This window comes from Microcoleus sp. A6-C6 (assembly GCF_036705955.1).
GTDB lineage: Bacteria > Cyanobacteriota > Cyanobacteriia > Cyanobacteriales > Microcoleaceae > Microcoleus.
In genome coordinates this window covers 28,861-46,672 of the sequence record NZ_JAUBVR010000003.1, presented here as the reverse complement: position 1 = coordinate 46,672, position 17,812 = coordinate 28,861, and the positions used below count along the sequence as shown (strand labels likewise).

The 17,812-nt window shown below is 48.8% G+C and carries 14 protein-coding genes; 7 read left to right on the top strand and 7 right to left on the bottom strand.

From position 1 onward, the window contains the following. Nucleotides 1-56 precede the first annotated feature (56 nt). The 3 genes from QUB52_RS02635 to QUB52_RS29200 all read left to right on the top strand — a co-directional run bounded on the left by QUB52_RS02635 (nt 57) and on the right by QUB52_RS29200 (nt 3,154). Entirely contained in the window at nt 57-2,018 is a 1,962-nt protein-coding gene (locus QUB52_RS02635) for a CHASE2 domain-containing protein (RefSeq protein ID WP_332972352.1), read from the top strand. Between the two features lie 47 nt (nt 2,019-2,065). Next, nucleotides 2,066-2,860 (top strand): DUF928 domain-containing protein, encoded by a 795-nt coding sequence (locus QUB52_RS02630; RefSeq protein ID WP_265235743.1) that lies wholly within the window; start codon nt 2,066-2,068, stop codon nt 2,858-2,860. A gap of 213 nt (nt 2,861-3,073) precedes the next feature. Beyond that, entirely contained in the window at nt 3,074-3,154 is an 81-nt protein-coding gene (locus QUB52_RS29200) for a DUF2283 domain-containing protein (RefSeq protein ID WP_332971241.1), read from the top strand. Nucleotides 3,155-3,310: 156 nt separating this feature from the next. Here QUB52_RS29200 and QUB52_RS02625 read toward each other — a convergent pair whose 3' ends face one another. Then, nucleotides 3,311-4,063, bottom strand: a complete 753-nt coding sequence (locus QUB52_RS02625) for a lipoate--protein ligase family protein (RefSeq protein ID WP_332968174.1) — start codon at nt 4,061-4,063, stop codon at nt 3,311-3,313. A 151-nt stretch (nt 4,064-4,214) separates the two neighbouring features. Here QUB52_RS02625 and QUB52_RS02620 point away from each other — a divergent pair, with 151 nt between their 5' ends. Continuing rightward, the gene (locus tag QUB52_RS02620; RefSeq protein ID WP_265235741.1) at nt 4,215-4,538 is read left to right on the top strand and encodes a thioredoxin family protein; all 324 of its coding nucleotides are present in this window, start codon (nt 4,215-4,217) and stop codon (nt 4,536-4,538) included. Between the two features lie 217 nt (nt 4,539-4,755). Beyond that, on the top strand, nt 4,756-5,979 hold the full coding sequence (locus QUB52_RS02615; RefSeq protein WP_332972351.1) for an LL-diaminopimelate aminotransferase: 1,224 nt from the start codon (nt 4,756-4,758) through the stop codon (nt 5,977-5,979). Nucleotides 5,980-6,348: 369 nt separating this feature from the next. On the opposite strand, the gene QUB52_RS02610 is transcribed toward QUB52_RS02615, so the two are convergent. Beyond that, nucleotides 6,349-6,747 carry a hypothetical protein gene (locus QUB52_RS02610; RefSeq protein ID WP_265235739.1) on the bottom strand — a complete coding sequence of 133 codons (399 nt, stop codon included), beginning with the start codon at nt 6,745-6,747 and terminating at the stop codon, nt 6,349-6,351. Between the two features lie 92 nt (nt 6,748-6,839). Continuing rightward, nucleotides 6,840-7,679 carry a 5'/3'-nucleotidase SurE gene (gene surE / locus QUB52_RS02605; RefSeq protein WP_265235738.1) on the bottom strand — a complete coding sequence of 280 codons (840 nt, stop codon included), beginning with the start codon at nt 7,677-7,679 and terminating at the stop codon, nt 6,840-6,842. Nucleotides 7,680-8,395: 716 nt separating this feature from the next. Here surE and pheS point away from each other — a divergent pair. Continuing rightward, complete coding sequence (gene pheS, locus QUB52_RS02600) at nt 8,396-9,400, top strand: phenylalanine--tRNA ligase subunit alpha (RefSeq protein ID WP_332972350.1); 1,005 nt, start codon at nt 8,396-8,398, stop codon at nt 9,398-9,400. Between the two features lie 383 nt (nt 9,401-9,783). On the opposite strand, the gene QUB52_RS02595 is transcribed toward pheS, so the two are convergent. Continuing rightward, on the bottom strand, nt 9,784-10,251 hold the full coding sequence (locus QUB52_RS02595; protein WP_332976105.1) for a hypothetical protein: 468 nt from the start codon (nt 10,249-10,251) through the stop codon (nt 9,784-9,786). 571 nt (nt 10,252-10,822) lie between these two features. Here QUB52_RS02595 and QUB52_RS02590 point away from each other — a divergent pair. Beyond that, nucleotides 10,823-11,779 carry an SH3 domain-containing protein gene (locus QUB52_RS02590; RefSeq protein WP_265235735.1) on the top strand — a complete coding sequence of 319 codons (957 nt, stop codon included), beginning with the start codon at nt 10,823-10,825 and terminating at the stop codon, nt 11,777-11,779. A 266-nt stretch (nt 11,780-12,045) separates the two neighbouring features. Here QUB52_RS02590 and QUB52_RS02585 read toward each other — a convergent pair whose 3' ends face one another. The 3 genes from QUB52_RS02585 to QUB52_RS02575 form a co-directional block, all read right to left on the bottom strand. Continuing rightward, entirely contained in the window at nt 12,046-12,474 is a 429-nt protein-coding gene (locus QUB52_RS02585) for a hypothetical protein (protein ID WP_265235734.1), read from the bottom strand. After that, a complete protein-coding gene (locus tag QUB52_RS02580) occupies nt 12,474-12,755 on the bottom strand; it encodes a hypothetical protein (RefSeq protein WP_265235733.1) in 282 nt (93 codons plus the stop codon). Before QUB52_RS02580 ends, QUB52_RS02585 begins: the two co-directional genes overlap by 1 nt. 100 nt (nt 12,756-12,855) lie before the next feature. After that, on the bottom strand, nt 12,856-17,812 hold a 4,957-nt coding region (locus tag QUB52_RS02575; protein WP_332976103.1), incomplete at its 5' end, for a beta strand repeat-containing protein.

Below are 17,812 nucleotides of genomic sequence, written 5' to 3'. Positions count from 1 at the left end.
GTTAATCATGACCGCCTACTTAGCAGATTTTGTCAAAGATGGTTAAAAGATTTCTCATGCCCAATCTTTTTAAGATATTTGATCATCAATTGGGAGAGAAACGTTGGAGTTGGAAAAAGTTAAGTTTCTCCTTCCCATTCGCTGACTTACAACCTCTTGCCATCACCTGCATTGTCGTGACAGGAACTCTCTTAGGAGTGCGACATTTAGGTTGGTTGCAGCCCTTGGAATTAAAATTTTTTGACCTGATGGTGCAGTTGGGCCCCGATGCAGGGCCTGACCCGAGGTTGCTGGTAGTGACAGTCACAGAAAAGGACATTCATGCTCTAAAAAAATGGCCAATTTCCGATCGCGTTTTAGCAAAAGCGATCGCCGAAATAGCGCGTCTCGAACCCACCGTGATTGGTTTGGATATAATCCGCGATATCCCCTACGAACCGGGAAACGCAGAATTGACTGCTCAATTCAAAAACCCCAAAGTCATCGCCATTACTTTCATCGGCAACTTAGAGTACGATCGAGCTCTGCCACCTCCCAACATACCCAAAAAACGCAGAGGATTTAACAATTTAATCATCGATCCAGACGGTATAATTCGCCGAAATTTGATGTTTCTTCCCGATGAAGAATTGACTACTAACTCATTTTCTATGGTACTAGCTTTTAACTATCTAACCAGCCAGAAAGTCAAGACAAAAGTCACAGAAAATAAAGAAATTCAGCTCGGAGAAACAGTCTTTCCGCTACTGCGATCGTACTCAGGAGGTTATCAGACTATTGACGATCGAGGCTATCAAATTATGCTTAATTATCGCTCTCCTGAAAATATAGCAAAAACCGTGACCCTAACTCAAGTTTTGGAGGGAAAACTTGACCCCAATTTGGTGAAGGGTAAAATAGTGCTAATCGGGATTACAGCTCCAACTGTAAAAGATGTCTTTTCTACCCCTTATAGCGCTAGTGCCAGCGACAACCGCATGATGGCTGGGGTATTGATTCATGCAACAGCAACTAGCCAAATTATCAGCGCAGTTTTAGACGGTAAAAAGCTATTTTGGTTTTGGGATGAATGGCAAGAAATGCTTTGGCTCGCTGTTTGGGTAGGAGTTGGCGGCTGTTTAGCTTGGAGGCTAGAAAATACGCTCAATTTCATGGTGAGCGCGATCGCACTTGGCGGCATATTATGGGGATTCACATTTTTTCTATTCACTCAACAAGGGTGGATATCTGTGACAGGGCCGACACTGGGATTTTTAATCACCTTAGGAGTGATCATCACATACAAGTACCAGCAGTCAAAGCAGCAGCAAGAAATTGTGATGAAATTATTAGGACAGCAAACTTCACCGGCGATCGCCAATGCGCTATGGAAAGAGCGCGTCCATCTCCTCCAGTCGGGGCTATTGCCAGGGCAAAGACTCACTGCTACAATGATCATGACTGACTTGCAGGGTTTTAGCACCATTTCCGAACAACTACCGCCAGAAGTAGTAATGCCTTGGTTAAATGAATATTTATCAGCAATGGCCCAGGAAGTGCAAAAACATCAAGGGGTGATTAATAAATTTACCGGAGATGGAATGCTGGCTGTATTCGGCGTGCCTATTCCCCGCACAACTCCCGAAGAAATTGCCGAAGATGCTCGCCTTGCCGTATCTTGCGCTGTAGCTATAAGTGCGTGCTTACCAGCCCTGAATCAAAGTTGGAGCGATCGGGGTTTGCCGCCAGCAAAAATGCGAGTCGGAATTTTTACAGGGCCTGTGATGGTGGGCAGTTTGGGCGGTAAAACCCGTTTAGAATATGGAGTAATCGGCGATAGTGTCAATATCGCTTCTCGCCTAGAAAGCTGTGAAAAAAATCGGCAAGAGGACACCTGCCGCATCTTGATTGCCGAAGAAACTTTAGTGCATCTTGAGGGAAAATTTGAGGTAGAATCTTGGGGAGCTTTACCTTTAAAAGGCAGGGATAAAAAAGTTGATGTCTACCGAGTCTTGGGAGAAAAAAGATCGAAAAAATAACAACTGACAAAATATCTTGAAACAATCATACAACTGCTAGGAAAACAATGACTAAATTCACACTAAAATGGCTGGTATTTTCTTCCCTATTGTTGATAGGAGCATTTCAGACTTGCCAATTTGTAAGTCTGGCACAAGAGCTGCCAAGTGGGTTGGGGGGCAGTGGTAAGCCGCGCCAAACTGTACCGGGAGGGCCGCGTTTCACTCAGCCCCCTGAAGATATGGATCAATCGCCCCCTCGATCGGGCAGATCGACTCGCGGTAACTGCCGCAACAGTCAGCTAAATCCAATAAATCTCACAGGCTTAGTCCCTGAAAATAAAATCGGACGGACTGTTTCTGACTATCCAACATTCTTTTTCTACTTGCCTCCAACAAAGGCGGAATCAGCCGAATTCATCCTACTAGATCCCAGCGGGAACGAGATTTATAAACAGACTCTCACAGTTACCAATTTATCAGGAGTAATCGGCGTTAGCATCCCCGCTAACAAAAATGTGCCTCCGTTGGAAGTAGGCAAAAATTACACTTGGAATTTTACAGTGATTTGCGAGGCTGAAGATAGATCGGCAGATCTGCTCGACATCGGTACTGTACGCCGAGTTGAACTCAGTGCAGATATCCGCAGTCAATTAGAAAAGGCAGATCCGCGCCGAAAAACCGCGATTTATGCTGAAAATGGGATTTGGCAAGATGCTCTCAGCAATTTAGCTGCTGCTCGCCGCGATCGCCCTTCGGATACAGTGCTGGATTCTGATTGGGAAAGCTTGCTCGATGCGGTGAAATTGGCCAAAATTGCCAAACAGCCGATCGTCCAAGTTCAAACTGATCCGAAACCATAAGCTGTAAAGCATTTCAATCTAACTTTTTGGGCTGGATTGTCTGCCCGCCCACAATAGTTTCAGCAAAAATAGCAGAAATTGTGTCTCTCGTTAACAAAGTATCTTACTCCGATCTAAAATCGTAGAATCAGAAAAAAGTAGCGATCGCCCTCATTTTAGTGGTCAAGAGTCGGCGAGCGCGATCGATACTTTTGATTTTTGAGGTAAAATTTTATGAAGATTAGTTATGATTCAGAAATTGATGCTCTCTACATTAGGCTTGTAGAAGGTAAGCATCAGTGTGATTACAGTTAACTGACAAAATTGCTTTAAATATTGGTAAAAATGAGTTATTGGTAGGGATAGAAGTTTTAGATGGTACACAGGTTTTAGGTGCAGGAAATATTCCTAATGTAGTGCTAGAAAATATATCTTTTACTGTTCGCACTACCTAGATATAGCTGGCAATGCCTACCGACAAATAGAGTTTTTTGTGTTAAATTCCGAAATATCCTGCCATTCCTCCTCCGAAAGCGGCCGCACTTCCAAGTCAATCCCAAAACACCGACAAGCCGCCGCACTCAAAGCATCAATTACAGTGGCGATTAAATCATCTCCCCCTTGAAATAAAGGTAACTTCACAGGAATTAATTCCTCCCCAAAAACTTGAGAAAACAAACCAATATCCGATCGCAAACGCATCGAACCATGCTGCAAAATAGCATCACCCCGGCGCAATTGCGCGCTACCAATTAACTTGCCGCCATCAGGTGTAACCAAATCCGCACCCGTAGCAGTACCAAAACAATTCGGATTGTGAATATAACCGCGCCCAGCTTCCCCGTAGTGCAAATCCACACCCATCGCCCGCCAACCCTCAATCAAAAACTCGCAAATAGTCTGATAAGCTTTCATGCGACTGCTGCCAAATCCCGACGCCACAACTGCGTAAGTTAAATCACCCTGGTGGAGCACGGCGCGCCCACCGCTAGGCCTCCTCACCAAATCCACAGGCGTTCCCTCCCAGGACAAATGCTGCCAAAACTCAGGCCACCGCTGCTGATGGTAGCCCAAGGAAATCGCCGCCGGTGCCCAGGTGTAAAATCGCAGAGTTGGCGGATTTTTCCCCGCTAGATGCTGTTGTAGCAGCCATTGGTCGATCGCCATCTGCACACTACCAGACGCTTGCAGCAGCGGAATTAAACGCCATACAGAATTAGCCATCAGTCTCAAATCCTGAGTTTCTACTCAATAAATTCACAGAATGTTTTAAAATTAGTAACAGTTTTTGTGTCCCTCTTCTAAATTAGTGCAAATTTCAAGCCCGCCCGTGCTTTTTTATAAATAACCAACCAGGAAAAATCATCGTAAAATCATGAGCAACAGTGTAATTGTCATCAACGACGAAAAATTTGAAACAGAAGTTCTGAAAGCAGAGCAACCAGTGCTTGCCTATTTTTGGGCATCTTGGTGCGGGCCTTGCAAACTGATTGCGCCTTCGATAGACTGGGTGGCTGCCAACTACAGCGACCTGAAAGTGGTTAAAATGGAAATTGACCCTAATCCGAATACTGTCAAGCAGTATAAAGTAGAAGGAGTCCCAGCACTGAGACTGTTTAAAAATGCCGAAGTAGTCCTTTCCCATGAGGGAGCGATTACTAAACAAACTTTGATCGGTTTGCTCGACGGTCACTTATAAAATTTTGAATTGATTCGGGAGTTTCCAACTCCCAAGTCACAACTATAACAATCCCAAAGAATTTGTAAACATCTCTCTTTTCTCCTCAATCTTCCTCTCTGACTCTGCGCCCTCTGCGCTCTCTGCGGTTAAAAAACATTCTCTAAAGAACCATCAAAAAGAATCATTTTTCAGCGATTTAAAATGATTTATTAATATCGCCAAAACTTACAAAAATATGCAATTTGCCCAACGTTTAGAACCCCTCAAATTTAATGTATTTGCCGACATGGATCGGGCGAAAACTCTAGCCAGAGCCGCCGGACAAAATGTGATTGACTTGTCTCTGGGTTCTTCGGATTTGCCAGCGGCTGCTCACATTACAGATGCGATCGCCCTTTCGCTATCCGATCCTAGCACCCACGGCTATTTACTGTTTAACGGAACCCGCTCTTTCCGAGAAGCCGCAGCTTGCTGGTATGAACAAAAATTTGGAATTTCAGTCAATCCCGAAACAGAAGTGCTGCCACTAATTGGTTCCCAAGAAGGCACGGCGCATATGCCTTTAGCTGTACTAAACCCCGGAGATTTTGCTTTGCTGCTCGATCCGGGCTATCCTTCCCACGCGGGCGGTGTGTATTTGGCGGGCGGTCAAATTTACCCGATGCCAATATTAGCAGAAAATCAGTTTTTGCCAGTATTTGAAGATATTCCGATGCCTGTATTAGCCCAATCGAAGATGATGGTTTTGAGCTATCCTCACAATCCTACAACTGCGATCGCCCCGCTGGCATTTTTTGAGAAAGCCGTGGCTTTTTGTCGTCAACATGATCTCGTTTTAGTGCACGATTTCCCCTATGTGGATTTGGTGTTTGACGATTCCGTAGGGGCGGTGGATGGTGCGCGCCCGCCCTCGGATATCGAGGAATTGCGTAAATTGATGGCGCCGTCGATTTTTCAGGCGGATCGAGATAAGAGTGTGGCGATCGAGTTTTTCACGCTATCCAAATCCTACAGCATGGGAGGTTTTCGAGTCGGATATGCGATCGGCAATCCCGAACTAATTGCAGCCCTGCGACAAGTTAAAGCCACAGTAGACTTCAACCAATATTTAGGGATTTTGAACGGAGCGAGTGCGGCATTAACAGGCCCCCAAGATACCGTCACCACCAGTGTACAAACCTTCAGAAAACGGCGAGATGCCTTTGTAAATGCGCTTAGGGCGATCGGCTGGGAAGTACCCGTACCCCCTGCCACCATGTACGTCTGGGCGAAACTACCAGCACCTTGGGCCTCGGATTCGGTGAAATTTTGCACTCAGCTAGTACAGAGTACAGGAGTCGCAGCTTCCCCCGGCGCCGGTTTCGGGAAATCAGGAGAAGGCTACGTGCGATTTGCCCTAGTTGAGTCACCAGAAATTTTGGAAGCAGCAGTTAGAAAAATTGCTGAGTTTCTCAATTAATTTCTCAATTACAAAGATTGCATTCCTGCACTCTCCTAAGAATGAAATTATCTGCGTTGCATCTGCGTTGATCCGCCTAGATCTGCGGTTGACTTATCAATCAAAGATTTATGCAATAAGTCTATTGAGCGATCGAAAATTACCAATTCTTAAGAGCAGCCATACTTTTCAAAATGGGTATAAGTTCAAACCACTAGCACTTACGCACGGGGATCAGAAACCGGGTTTTTAACGAAAATAATTCGTTAAATCCCATCAAAACGGTAAAAACCCGGTTTCTCGGAGTCGGAATGCGTAAGTGTTGTATCCTTATTTCTATCTAAAGGAATAGATGTTTGCACGGAGTATCTGTCACACTGTTGAGAAATGTTAACGCGAGACATCTTGAGAATTGCCAGTTCCGTTGACCCACTCTACAAACCCTTGAAATGAATTCTGTCGGGGCAGCGATTGTTCTGTAGCGGCGATCGCACATCCCAAAAATACCACGCTTCCCAAAATTGCCAGCAGCGGAAAATGCTTACCCAGCCCAAAGTCCCGCTGAAGGCGAGCTAGTGGCCTGCTCTCTCGCCTGAGCATCTTTCCTACCGTCAATTGTTTGAGACTAAAAGGATCGCGGACAAAATGGCCACTCCAGCTAATTACCATATGAGAATGGCAGTGGGGACAGGTGAATAGTCCGCTGACCATTCCGACTGGGCCCACGACGCTGGAACGATGGCAAATCGGGCAAGTGACAGAATGAGTGTTATAGGTGGGAGCGTTCATAACTGTTTTTCTTGAGTAAAAAACCAACAACTAATTTAGAGCCTGCGTTAACGCCTGGGGCATAGACCTTTATAGGCACTTTTCCTTAATTCCTAGTTTACCGCTCGAATCGGGTCGATCGGAGCTGACTGTTTGGGAAAACCTTCAAATTGCCAATCCCGCAACGAGTGCAAGTCGGGAGCGCAGGTGAGATTGTATTGCAGCGGAGTAACGGTTATCTTGTTGTGGCGAATAGCCTGTACGTCTGTAGGAATATCATGCGGCACGGCCAGATCTAGGGTTTCTTCTACATCTTCTAACAATTCCCCAGCTAGCCAATAATAAGTTTTGCCGCGCGGATCGGTGCGCTTTTGAAATATGTCGAAATAGCGGCGAATGCCTTGACGGGCGATCGCAACTCCGGTAATTTCTGCTTGTGTAACCGCTGGTATGTTGACATTCAACAGCATCGGTTTCAGCATTGGCTGTTTTTCCAACTGTCCCAGCAAGGTGACAGCGAAATCTACCGCCGGCCCAAATTCCTGGGAAGTATAGCTGGCGAGGCTGAAAGCAATGCTGGGAATGCCTTCCATGATTCCTTCCATTGCCGCCGAAACCGTGCCCGAACAGATGATGTCCGTGCCTAAATTCGGCCCGTGGTTGACGCCGGAAATCACAAAATCCGGCGGTTTGTCAAGTAAAGCCCACAAAGCTAGTTTCACGCAGTCGGCGGGAGTGCCCGAACAAGCCCAAGCTGTGACGGCGGGATCAAAAACAGATTCGACAATTTCGGCGCGGATGGGTTGGTGTAGTGTGAGGCCGTGGCCCGTAGCGGAGCGCTCTCTGTCGGGACAGACTACACTCACGTCGTGGCCGGCGGCGGCGAGAGCGTTGGCGAGGCTACGGATGCCTTGGGCAAAGATGCCGTCGTCGTTACTAATTAAAAGTTTCATTGAAATTTTTAGAGGCCTGAGAATAATCTTAAACTAGATTCAAGTAGGGCGATCGCTCTAACATCCAATTACCTATTACGAATTATCCGTAACTACCGAAAATCTAAAATCTACAATCTAAAATCTCCAAGACTGTCGAGCCAAAATTGCGCTAAACTCAGCTTGGCTCAAAACTGCCATCAATGTGACAACTCCACACACTGAACGGAAGACCGTCGAGCGTGTGGGCTTCTTAAGAAATTAGGGAGCGTGTCCCACCGTCTCAGTGGCTCGTTAAACTCTTGGTCGCTACGTTTGTTCAGAATATATAGGCACTTCAGCGTACAGGTTTGGTAAACCGTTTTCTAGCGCTGAACACTGCGGTCAGTAATTAAACATACCTCTGGAGTTAAGGGGAAAGTGTTGCTGATGAAAACCTGGACAAACATTGACGAAGAAAACCACTCCGTAAGGAGTTGAACTTAAATTAGTTCAAAGAATAATTCCCTCACTATACTTATTTAGAGTGGGGGATTCTTTTAAAAACAATAAAGAACTTATTGTGCTTTGATGTCCTCATCCACACGCTCACGGCTCAACGCTTACGGCGTAGGAGGCTCAGGGCGTCTGGAATCCTCATCTTCAGCAAGTCTTTCATCCCACACTAACCGAAGTGGTATAGTGTGGGGATTCCCGTCTGTCTAGCTAAAATCTAAAATCTAAAATCTAAAATCAAGATGACTGTCCAACTAAGCGACATTGAAACTCAACTAGAAACCCTCGCAAGCGAGTCCAAAAGTGCGATCGCCACCGCGAATACCCTCGAACAACTCGAACAGTTGCGCGTCGGCTACCTCGGCAAAAAAGGCCAACTCTCTCAAATTTTAGGCATGATGGGCAAATTGTCTGCCGATCAGCGGCCCAAAGTAGGCGCGATCGCCAATACTGTAAAAGAAGCCCTCCAAGCCGACTTAGAAGACAAACGCGCCGCCCTCCAAACCGCCCAAATTCAAGCCAAATTAGCCTCAGAAACCCTCGATGTCACCATGCCGGGGATTTTCAGTCCCCAAGGCCGAATTCACCCCTTAAATGCCGTCATAGACCGCGCTCTCGATATCTTTGTCGGGCTGGGTTACACCGTCGCCAACGGCCCGGAAATGGAAACAGATTATTACAACTTCGAGGCGCTAAATACTCCGCCCGACCACCCGGCGCGGGATATGCAAGATACATTTTACCTGCCCGGTGGCGACTTGCTAAGGACTCAGACATCATCGGTGCAAATTCGCTACATGGAACAGCACAAACCGCCGATTCGGATTGTTTCTCCCGGCCGCGTTTACCGCCGCGATACTGTGGATGCTACTCACGCAGCAGTTTTTCACCAAATCGAACTTTTAGCAATTGGTGAAAATCTGACATTTACTGACTTGAAAGGCACAATTAAAGAGTTTTTGCGGCAAATGTTCGGGCAAGATTTGCCAATTCGTTTCCGCACGAGTTACTTTCCGTTTACAGAACCTTCTGCTGAAGTTGATTTGCAGTGGAACGGCAAATGGCTGGAAGTTTTGGGCTGCGGCGCGGTAGATCCAAATGTTCTTAAAGGAGTCGGTTTAGATCCAGAAAAATATACTGGATTTGCGGCTGGTTTTGGTGTGGAGCGGTTCGCAATGGTACTTTATGAAATTGACGATATTCGCCGGGTTTATGCTAGCGATTTGCGTTTTTTGCGGCAATTTTAAATGATGGATTGCGATCGGTTTGAGGTTCGGTATAGAGGTTTCTGTCAATGCAGAGCGATGCTTTTGGTTTCGAGGAATGAGAAAAGGGCGAAAAAACACGATCTCATGTCCGAATAGTATCACCCCGATTGAATTGGTTTTGAGTGAGGATTTTAGTATTTGGGACAAGAAGGACTAAAATCCTTACTACGAACCTTTAATACTTTTGGTTTTTAGTAAGGACTTTAGTATTTGCCAAAAGAAAGACTAAAGTCCTCACTACGAACCTTTAATACTTTTGGTTTTTAGTGAGGACTTTAGTATTTTTCAAAAGAAGGACTAAAGTCCTCACTAGGAACCTGTTTGACAGTGGTGGGGAGAGTCAACACGATCTGATTGATTGTCTAGTTAAAAGCATCCTTGATGCTGTCAACAGCGCGCTCCACAGCATTCTTGGTGTTATCTACTGCTTTCTGAGTGCGAGCAGAATCTTCCTCTGCTCTTTTCTCGATTGTAGCGGCATCTTTCTTCGCTTTGCGCTCGGCCACACTACCATCTTCTGATGCTCGATCGACTTTAGCAGCATTTGTCTTGGCTGTTTCCTTCACCTTCTCTTCTGTATCTCGGATGAAGTTCTTGGCTCTTCCAGCATCTGTGCTCGCTTTGTTTTGAACTTGATCGCCCAAATCTGCTGCTGCGATCGAGCTTACAGCAGGAGAGGCCATTGCTGCGGTGTTCGAGAACAACGAACTCTGCCAAACAAATGCCATCGCTGACACGCAAAGCACAGTTGCAGCTAGATAGCGCCCGACGGTCGAAATCCGTTTGATAAAATAATTCAGTTTCATAGAATACAAAATCAGATATGACATTCTATTTTTACTCGATTTGGGCGATCGGTTAAACCATTCTCCAGATAGAGGTTATCCGGCGACGACTTCTTATAAAAAATCAGTCTTTTGATAGATTGAAGCAAAAAAACTGAGTCAATTTGAGATTTTAGACTAGAGATTTTAGATCTAAAAATTGACTCCAAAGCCGCTCTCTGGAAGGATAAACTAAAATCAGTAAATTTTGATAATTTAGATGCAAGAATTGACTTTACAGATGAATCTGGGCGTTCTTCCACTTGCTGCCACTGTCTATTTTTCGCGGTAATTTTAAGTAAGGTGCGATCGCAGGTGACGCATTTAAACTGTTGACTGTTGACTTTCCCACTCTCTCCCACTCTCAGTCTCCCCTGCCCTGCCATAACGAGCCATCGATCGGCGTAGCAGCTTAATTTGTCCTTGCTTAACTCACCAAATATTAAGCTATATAAATCAAAATTGACTTATCCCCATAAAAATGTTATGTGAACGTGGGTATGGAATAGAAATCTATTTTTTGCTATATTGGCCTGCAATTAAGATAATGATTGTGGTTAAGTGAGGAGTTGAACGGATGAAAAATTTGAATTGCTGGAACAAACCCGCTGCATTCCTGGGCGCGATCGCGATCGTAGCCGGAAGTTTGCAGGCTCAGGCGATCGGTATTGCCGCCCTACCAACATCCACTACCAGTCAGGATGCTGAAAATATTTCCTTTGAAAACAGCGCCACCTTTCAAATAGCCCAAGCTGACACCCTTTGTCGCAAAGTCACTCCCAAAGAAGGTTTGACCGTTCGCCAGAACCCAGACCCCAAATCTCCGAGAGTTGGCGGTGTAGCAATGAATACTAAGGTAACGCTGTTCCAAGGCGCTACTTCTGTTAAAGCCTCCGACGGCCGCCTCTGGATTCAAATTACCGCTCCCGTCAAAGGGTATGTGGCTAGCGGATATCCCAAAGACGAAAGTAATTTAGTTTCGTGCACAACAGCAAGCGCAACTCCAGCGCCAGCACCAGCACCAGCACCAGCACCGGCGCCAGCACCAGCGCCAGCACCAGCACCAGCACCAGCGCCAGCGCCAGCGCCAGCACCAGCGCCAGCGCCAGCACCAGCACCAGCACCGACACCCAGTCCAAGTCCTGCACCGACACCAGCACCGGCACCGACACCCAGTCCAAGTCCTGCGCCCGCACCGACACCAGCACCGACACCAGCACCGACACCAGCACCAGCACCTGCACCGACACCAGCACCTGCACCGACACCAGCACCTGCACCTGCACCTGCAACGGGCCCTGTCAGTCTGTGCCGCCAAGTAGAACCTCGCGTAGCGCCGAAGGGTCTAGCAATCCGCACGGAGCCTTCAAAAACTGCTGCTGTTAAAGGTGGCGTAGCGGCTAACGGTCAAGTAACGCTAGTGCCGAATTTCCAGTTAGTGAAAGACAAGAATGGAGAAGACCGCAATTGGGTTGAGATTTCAGCCCCTGTACCCGGATTCATCTCGGCTGGAAACTTGATCATGTGCAAGTAGACTTCTGATTAACAGTTGACAGTTGACAGTTGACAGTTGACAGCGAAGTTTTTAGGCTGGAGCTTAAATCCCCGGCCTAAAAACAATCCACCTAAAGATGGGGGCTTAAATCCCCTGTGCTTTGGCTATTTCGGTCGAATTAATTATCGGCAATTCATCCCAGGTGATATCGTGCAGGCGATCGCGATTATTCAGAAACCATCAAACTTTTGCGGTGCGGGTTTCTAGGCGCTGATGGGTAATAAGCAAAAAGCCGATCGACCTTTCTACAGACAGCGCCCGCTTGCCCAATTTTGGTGTCCGCGATTTGGTTGACACTGAGATTGTCGGCCAATCCAGACAATTTCCCATTTATTTTGCCTGAGTCTGAGCTCGATGCGGTGCCGCATTCCGGCAACAGAATCGTCAGCTAAACCGATGACAGTTTGGACAATTACGGCGGTGTCTCGCGTGGGATATTCAACTGAAATTTGGTCGCTTTTTCTGCCTTCAGATTCTCGATCGAGAATAAAGAGTTTGGCAGCGATATCTTTGGGGTTGGAGACGGTGATTTTGCGATCGGCAATGAACTGTTTGGGGTTAATTGTTTCATAGCCCGATCGACTTGCCGGCTGTGTAAGTGCTGCGACGGGAAGTTGGATGCAGGCGAACACAGCTAGGAAAAAGAGCGATCGCACCAGAGTTAATTTATTCATTAGACTTCAGATTGTGCCAAAAAACTTTGTCTCCGAGCTGCAAAAGCTGCCATGTCTGCCTCCGTTACTTGCGTTTGCTGCCAAGAGGGACGGGCAAGCAGTGGATCGCACCAAGCTGTAATTTTAGGATAGCAGTCTCGCGTGAACACCAACCAAAGACATCCAAGGGACAACCTTGCATTTAATAGTGCGATCGGTGCAAGACTCGCCAGCGTCCCGATCGCACTATAATAAAAAATGCTTTTTTCACTAATGAGATGCTCCCAATTTATGTACTTCAAGTCGAGTTTTAGACGAGTATTGAAAATGATGGAAACGCCACAGCAGCTTGCAACTTCTGTGGCGTTTTGTTATGAGAATAGCGGACTTTCGCCGCCAATTCTAACCCTCAGAACGGAAGAGATTTGATGATAGGAAATCCAAGGAGCCGATCGCCCCATTAACCCCCACCAGATTCGCTAAAACCTGACCACTTCCTGCGACTCGCAGCAACGTACCGTCAGGAGTGGCGCTAAATTGTAACTGCTGGAAACTCACGCCGCCAGTCAAAACAAACTTATCGACGCCTACCTCGAAGTTAATCACAGTATCGATGCCACCGTCAGCACCCAACACAAATTGATCGCTCCCAAGCCCTCCAATTAAAGTATCCTCGCCTGCGCCACCAAACAGCCAGTCATCGCCAGCACCGCCGTTGAGAATGTCGCTATCTTTACCTCCGTAGAGGGTGTCGTTGCCAGCATCTCCGTTGATGTTATCTTGCCCTTCATTGCCGTAGAGCAAGTCATCGCCGTCACCGCCGTTGATGCAGTCTTGCTGGTCGTTTGCGCCCACCGCGAAACCCCGGTTATCGGAGCGATCGCCGCTTATGGTATCGTTGCCCTCGCCACCGCAGAGTTCATCACTACCGTCACCGCCGTAAATCAAGTCGTTGCCGAGATCTCCGTGTACGAGGTCATTATTTTTGCCGCCGTAAATTTTGTCGTTGCCTTCACCGCCACTGATGGTATCGTCAGCTTCATCGCCGAACAGCGCATCAGCACCATCACCACCAAAGAGCCAGTCCTGGCCGTTGACATCTTGAGCTCGACTGCGAGCGCCGCCGTACATGGTGTCATCGCCGCTGTCGCCGACAAGGGTATCAGAACCGAGTTCGCCCCAAATCAAGTCATTATCTTTGCCGCCCCAAACGCCATCGTTGCCTTTGCCAGCTTGGACGGTATCATTACCGTTGCCGCCGCCGATAATGTCGTTGCCGGTATCACCAAAGATTAAGTCTTGTTCGCCGGTATCCCCGATTGACTGGGAACTGCCGCTGTCGCCGAGCAGAGTATCGGCTCCTTCGCCGCCGTAGAGGGTATCTGAGCCTAATTGACCGTAGATCAGGTCATTGCCTTTGCCTCCGTAAGCGCGATCGTTATCTTTGCCTGCAACCAGCGTATCGTCGCCTTCTTGGCCGCTGAGGAAGTCATTACCGTCGCCTCCATAGAGCAAGTCGCGTCCCTGTAAGTCGAGGTCTGTTTTGCCGCTGAAACCACCAAACAAGCTGTCGGAACCTGTGCCGCCAATCAACGTATCGGAGCCGAGTTCGCCCCAGATGAGGTCATTTTCTTTGCCTCCTACGGCAATATCGTTATCTTTGCCGGCATGGATAGTATCGTTTCCCTCGTTACCGTTAATGATGTCATTGCCAGCGCATCCGAAGATCAAATCACGATTATCCGCAGCGCTGCGAGAGTTATCGTTGCCGTTGTCTCCCAAAATTGTATCGGCACCTTGATCTCCAAACAGCGTGTCAGAGCCTAAGTCTCCTGAAATCCAGTCGTTCTCTTTGCCAGCATGGATGATATCGTTGCCATCGCCGCCATAGGCAATATCGGTGTCAGTATCCGCAAAAATCGTGTCATTGCCTTCGTCGCCGTGAATTTCATCAGCGCCATTTTGACCTAAAAGCAGGTCATTGCCTTGCAAACCGAGGATTTTTTGGTTGCCTTTGGTGTCTGCGATCAAGTCATCGCCATTGGTTCCTTTGGTGGTTTGTCCCTCTCCAAGTTGCGAAATCGGTCGGACAAATCTCACTGCGGGCGGTTGCTGTGGCGGTGCAAAGTTAATTCCCGGTTTTTCAGGAATGGGCTGACACAGACAGTCGGTATCTGGTTCGGCGATCGGATTTGAGATTCCGGCCGTTGGCGTGGGTGTAGGTGTGAGTGGGGGAACAGTTCCAACTGGCCTCAAGATAGCAGCAACAGTAGCGCTAGCGGGGCTGACTTTGCCGAGGTTGTCGGTGGCGGTGTAGCTGAAAGTTGCTCCGTTAAAGTCACCTGTGGATTTGAAAAATAGTTGTCCTATTTGTGCCGGAGTCAGGACTTGACCTGCTGTCACGGGTACGTCGCCGTTGACTGGATCTGATAAGAACAGGACTCCTTGGTTGGCTGGGGGGACGCTGGTGATGGTGTAAGAGACGATCGACCCATCGGGGTCACTTCCTCCCAATCCCAACACCTGCACGATGCCGTTAGTCGGAACCGTGAAGTTAACATTGTTAATCGATGGCGGTTGGTTGGAAGTCGGGGAGATAGCGGCAACTGTAGCAGTGGCGGGGCTGGTAGCGCCGCTGTTATCTGTGGCGCTGTAGCTGAAATTTGCGCCGGTAAAGTCGCCTGTGGATTTGAAAAATAGTTGCTGAATCTGTGCCGGAGTCAGGACTTGTCCGGGTGTCACCGCTACGCCACCGTTGGCTGGATCTCCTAAAAACAGGATTCCTTGGGCGGATGGGGGCAGGGTGTTGATCGTGTAAGAGGCGATCGACCCATCGGGGTCAGTTCCTCCCAATCCGAGCACCCGCGCGCTGCTGTTGGGGTCTACCGTGAAGTTAGCATTGTTGGTTACTGGCGGTAAGTTCAGGGGATTTGGTGTGGGAGTTGCTCCTGTGGAACCGAGAGTAGCGGTAGCCAGGGGACTGGTAGCGCCGTTGTTATCTGTGGCGCTGTAGCTGAAATTGGCGCCGGTAAAGTCGCCTGTGGATTGGAAAAATAGTTGTCCTAGCTGTGCCGGAGTCAAAACTTGACCTGGTGTCACGGCTACTCCGCCGTTGGCTGGATCTCCTAAAAACAGGATTCCTTGGGCGGATGGGGGCAGGGTGTTGATGGTGTAAGAGGCGATCGACCCATCGTCACTTTTTCCCAATCCCGGCACCCGCGCGGTGCTGTTGGGGTCTAGGGTGAGGTTAGTATTGTTGGCTGCTGGCGGTTGGTTGGGAGTCGGTGTGGGAGTTGGTGTGGGAGTTGGTGCTGGAGTCGGTATTGGTAATGGTGTGGGAGTGGGTGTTGGTACTGGTGCTGGAGTCGGTGTGGGGGTCGATCCTGTTAAACCGAGATTCGCGTTAGCTGGGGGACTAACTGCGCCGAGGTTGTCGGTGGCGCTGTAGGTAAAATTGGCACCGGTAAAGCTGCCTGTCGATTGGAAAAATAGTTGTCCTATTTGTGCCGGTGTCAAAACTTGACCTGGTGTCACGGCTACTCCGCCGTTGGCTGGATCTCCTAAAAACAGGATTCCTTGGGCGGATGGGGGCAGGGTGTTGATGGTGTAAGAGGCGATAGACCCATCGTCACTTGCTCCCAATCCCGGCACCGGCGCGCTGCTGTTTGGCCCTACCGTGAGGTTAGTATTGTCGGCTTCTGGCGGTTGGTTGGGAGTCGCTCCTGTTAAACCGAGAGTAGCGTTAGCTAGGGGACTAACTGCGCCGAGGTTATCTGTGGCGCTGTAGTTGAATGTGGCTCCGCTAAAGTCGCCGGTAGATTGGAAAAATAGTTGTCCTATTTGTGCCGGTGTCAAAACTTGACCTGGTGTCACGGCTACTCCGCCGTTGGCTGGATCTCCTAAAAACAGGATGCCTTGGGCCGCTGGCGGTAGGGTGTTGATGGTGTAAGAGGCGATCGACCCATCGTCACTTGCTCCCAATCCCGGCACCGGCGCGCTGCTGTTTGGCCCTACCGTGAGGTTAGTATTTGTCGCTACTGGCGGTTGGTTGGGAGTCGCTCCTGTTAAACCGAGAGTAGCGTTAGCTAGGGGACTAACTGCGCCGAGGTTGTCGGTGGCGCTGTAGGTAAAATTGGCACCGGTAAAGCTACCTGTGGATTGGAAAAATAGTTGTCCTATCTGTGCAGGTGTCAAAACTTGTCCTGGTGTCACCGCTACGCCGCCGTTGGCTGGATCTCCTAAAAATAGGACTCCTTGGGCTGCTGGTGGCAGGGTGTTGATGGTGTAAGAGGCGATCGACCCATCGTCACTTGCTCCCAATCCCGGCACCGGCGCGCTGCTGTTTGGCCCTACCGTGAGGTTAGTATTTGTCGCTACTGGCGGTTGGTTGGGAGTCGCTCCTGTTAAACCGAGAGTAGCGTTAGCTAGGGGACTAACTGCGCCGAGGTTGTCGGTGGCGCTGTAGGTAAAATTGGCTCCCGTAAAGCTGCCTGTCGATTGGAAAAATAGTTGTTGAATCTGTGCCGGAGTTAGGACTTGTCCTGGTGTCACCGCTACACCACCGTTGGCTGGATCTCCTAGGAATAGGACTCCTTGGGCTGCTGGTGGCAGGGTGTTGATGGTGTAGGAGGCGATCGACCCATCGGGGTCACTTCCTGCTAATCCGGTGACTAATGTGCTGGTGTTGGGCGGAGTGCTGAGGTTAGTATTTGTCGCTACTGGTGGTTGGTTCGTCGCGGGAGAAGCAGCAACTGTAGCGGTAGCAGCGGGACTAACCGCACCGAGGTTATCAGTAGCAGTGTAGGTGAAATTGGCTCCCGTAAAGCTGCCTGTGGATTGGAAATATAGTTGTTGAAGCTGTGCCGGAGTTAGGACTTGTCCTGCTGTCACTGCTACGCCACGGTTGGCCGGATCTCCTAGGAACAGGACTCCTTGAGCTGCTGGTGGTAGGGTGTTGATGGCGTAGGAGGCGATCGAGCCGTCTGGATCAGTACCTCCCAATCCCGTCACAGGAAGAGTATTTCCAGGAAGAACCGACCCAGTGGTAGGGTTGGCAACTGGCGGTTGGTTGGCGGGTGTCAGAGCTGTGAGAGTTGCAGTCGCAGGCGCTGCGCTGGCGAGACCTAAATTATCAGTAGCAGTGTAGGTGAAATTGGCTCCCGTAAAGCTGCCTGTGGATTGGAAATATAGTTGTTGAATCTGTACCGGTGTCAGCACTTGACCGGGGGTGACAGCAACTCCACCGTTGGCCGGATCTCCTAGGAACAGGACTCCTTGGGCTACTGGTGGTAGGGTGTTGATGGCGTAGGAGGCGATCGAGCCGTCTGGATCAGTACCTCCCAATCCCGTCACAGGAAGA

Excerpts from the sequence above, each read along its gene's own strand:
- QUB52_RS02635 (WP_332972352.1), top strand. The coding sequence starts at position 57 with ATGCCCAATCTTTTTAAGATATTTGATCATCAATTGGGAGAGAAACGT.
- QUB52_RS02630 (WP_265235743.1), top strand. The coding sequence starts at position 2,066 with ATGACTAAATTCACACTAAAATGGCTGGTATTTTCTTCCCTATTGTTG.
- QUB52_RS29200 (WP_332971241.1), top strand. The coding sequence starts at position 3,074 with ATGAAGATTAGTTATGATTCAGAAATTGATGCTCTCTACATTAGGCTT.
- QUB52_RS02625 (WP_332968174.1), bottom strand. The coding sequence starts at position 4,063 with ATGGCTAATTCTGTATGGCGTTTAATTCCGCTGCTGCAAGCGTCTGGT.
- QUB52_RS02620 (WP_265235741.1), top strand. The coding sequence starts at position 4,215 with ATGAGCAACAGTGTAATTGTCATCAACGACGAAAAATTTGAAACAGAA.
- QUB52_RS02615 (WP_332972351.1), top strand. The coding sequence starts at position 4,756 with ATGCAATTTGCCCAACGTTTAGAACCCCTCAAATTTAATGTATTTGCC.
- QUB52_RS02610 (WP_265235739.1), bottom strand. The coding sequence starts at position 6,747 with ATGAACGCTCCCACCTATAACACTCATTCTGTCACTTGCCCGATTTGC.
- surE (WP_265235738.1), bottom strand. The coding sequence starts at position 7,679 with ATGAAACTTTTAATTAGTAACGACGACGGCATCTTTGCCCAAGGCATC.
- pheS (WP_332972350.1), top strand. The coding sequence starts at position 8,396 with ATGACTGTCCAACTAAGCGACATTGAAACTCAACTAGAAACCCTCGCA.
- QUB52_RS02595 (WP_332976105.1), bottom strand. The coding sequence starts at position 10,251 with ATGTCATATCTGATTTTGTATTCTATGAAACTGAATTATTTTATCAAA.
- QUB52_RS02590 (WP_265235735.1), top strand. The coding sequence starts at position 10,823 with ATGAAAAATTTGAATTGCTGGAACAAACCCGCTGCATTCCTGGGCGCG.
- QUB52_RS02585 (WP_265235734.1), bottom strand. The coding sequence starts at position 12,474 with ATGAATAAATTAACTCTGGTGCGATCGCTCTTTTTCCTAGCTGTGTTC.